The sequence below is a fragment of the Amycolatopsis kentuckyensis genome (genome assembly GCF_002155975.1).
Lineage (GTDB): Bacteria > Actinomycetota > Actinomycetes > Mycobacteriales > Pseudonocardiaceae > Amycolatopsis > Amycolatopsis kentuckyensis.
Genome location: NZ_MUMI01000061.1, coordinates 1 through 2,404 on the forward strand (window position 1 = coordinate 1; position 2,404 = coordinate 2,404).

Genomic DNA, 2,404 nt, shown 5'->3' on the forward strand with positions numbered 1-2,404 from the left:
GGACGACCCGCGGGTCGTCCGGTCCGGGTCACGAATTCCGCGGAACCCCGAGCGCTCCCCGACGGTCCGACTAGCATCTGCGCGACCGCCGCCAAAAGGAGCACCGTGACCGACGAACAGACCCGGCCGTATCCCCCGCAGGCACCCGTCACGCCTGGTCAGCGGGTCGTCGCGGGCCGCTACCTCCTGCTCGGCGAGCTCGGCCGGGGCGGCATGGGCGTCGTGTGGCGGGCCCAGGACCAGGTCATCGGGCGGCAGGTCGCCGTCAAGGAACTGCGGCTCCCCGACGCCGAGTCCGCCGCCGTCTTCTCCGAGCGCGCGCTGCGGGAGGTGCGCACCGGCGGGCGGCTCAACGACCCCGCGATCGTCACCGTCTACGACGTCGTCACCGACGGCGGGACCACCTTCATCGTCATGGAGCTCGTCGAAGCGCCGTCGCTGGCCGACCTCGTGCGGCAGCGGGGCCCGCTGCCCGCGGCGCAGGCGGCGCAACTGGGGGAGCGGGTGCTCGCCGCGCTGCAGGCCGCCCACGCGGCCGGGATCGTGCACCGGGACGTCAAGCCCGCGAACATCCTCGTCGCGCCGGACGGCCGCGTGAAGCTCACCGACTTCGGCATCGCCCACGCCGTCGACGACCCGCGCCTGACCACCAGCGGCATGATCGTCGGCTCACCCGCGTTCATGGCGCCGGAGCGCGTCGAGGGCCGGGAAGCGATGCCCGCGTCCGACCTGTGGTCCCTCGGCGCCACGCTGTTCTTCGCCGTCGAAGGCTCGATCCCGTTCGAGCGCGCGACCACCGCCGCGACGCTGCACGCGATCATGACCGAGATCCCGTACCTCACCCGCGGCCAGGGCCCGATCGCCGCGGCCATCCTCGGCCTCCTGGTGACCAACCCCGACGCGCGGCTCACCGCGGCCCAGGCCCAGAACCTGCTGACCACGGCGCAGGGCATCCGGCCCACCCCGCCGCGCGGCACCGCGATGCTCGGCGCCCCGGCGCCGCAGCCGCCCAAGAAGACCCACCGCGCCCTCTGGCTCTCAGCGGCCGCGGTCCTCGTCGTGGGCGCCCTGGTCGGCGGCTTCTTCGCCGGTAAGGCGTACGAGACGCCCGCCGTCGACCGGCAGAAGCAGCCGACCATGACCTACGGCGTCGGCGGGCAGCTCCGCGTGGACATCAACGACTACACCCGCTGCTACAACGGCCCCGTCCAGGACGGCGCGGTCATCAGCAAGGAAGACAATCACGCCGAGTGCGGCAACGCGCACACGCTGGAGATCTACGAGATCGGCGGCCTGCTGTCGGTCGAGAACTGGAGCTCCGACGACGCCAAGGTCGCCGCCTACCCCGGTCTGCCGGCCTCGACGGCCAGCGCCGAAGCGGCGTGCGCGACTGCGTTCCGGTCGTCGATCGTGCCCGAGACCAAGCGGCCGGACCTCACCTACCGCGCGCTCGTGCCCACCGAAACCGAGTGGCGCAGAACGCCGGACAAGCCCGGTGAAGAGCCCAGCCGCGAGTTCTACTGCGTGCTCGCCCGGGCCGACGGCGGCCCCATCACCGCGCCGATCGTGACCAAGGTCAAGTAGAAGTTCCGCGACGAGCGGCCGGGTACGAGAAATCCTCCTGGTGACCAGGTCGGCGCGGTTTTCGTCGGACCGGCGGGGTACCGTCTCACCATGTCCAACCCACCTACCGCAGCGCCCGGACGGCCGTTCGGGCGCGTGCTCACCGCGATGGCCACCCCGTTCGACGCCGAGGGCGCACTGGACCTGAAGCGGGCGCAGGAGCTGGCCGAGCACCTCGTGGAGCTGGGGAACGACGGCCTCGTGGTCAACGGCACCACCGGCGAGAGCCCGACCACGAGCGACGCGGAGAAGCAGGACCTCATCCGCGCCGTGGTCGAGGCCGTCGGCGACCGCGCGACCGTCGTGGCCGGCGCGGGCACCAACAACACCGCGCACAGCGTCGAGCAGGCGAAGCAGGCCGAAGAAGCCGGGGCGCACGGCCTGCTGGTCGTCACCCCGTACTACTCGCGGCCGAGCCAGGCCGGGCTGTACGCGCACTTCACCACCGTCGCCGACAGCTCCGGGCTGCCCGTGCTGCTCTACGACATCCCGCCGCGCTCGGTCGTCCCGATCGAGGTCGACACGCTGCTGCGGCTGGCCGAGCACCCCCGGATCGTCGCGGTCAAGGACGCCAAGGGCGACCTCATCGCCGGCTCCGAGGTGATCGCCAACACCCACCTCGCCTACTACTCGGGTGACGACGGCCTGAACCTGCCGTGGATCTCCGTCGGCGGCGTCGGCGTGGTGAGTGTGATCGGTCACGTCGTCGCGGGCCGGATCCGCGCGATGATCGACGCCTACGAGAACGGTGACACCTCCACCGCGCGCAGCACCGGAAGCA

The 2,404-nt window shown here is 72.2% G+C and carries 2 protein-coding genes; both read left to right on the plus strand.

Annotated features, from left to right (window positions below; genetic code table 11):
* The first annotated feature begins 105 nt into the window (after positions 1–105).
* Complete coding sequence (locus tag CCN39_RS06310) at positions 106–1,584, plus strand: serine/threonine-protein kinase (RefSeq protein ID WP_086839285.1); 1,479 nt, start codon at positions 106–108, stop codon at positions 1,582–1,584.
* Positions 1,585–1,674: 90 nt separating this feature from the next.
* Positions 1,675–2,404 (plus strand): 4-hydroxy-tetrahydrodipicolinate synthase (gene dapA, locus CCN39_RS06315; protein ID WP_086839286.1); only part of this gene is annotated, 730 nt, incomplete at its 3' end.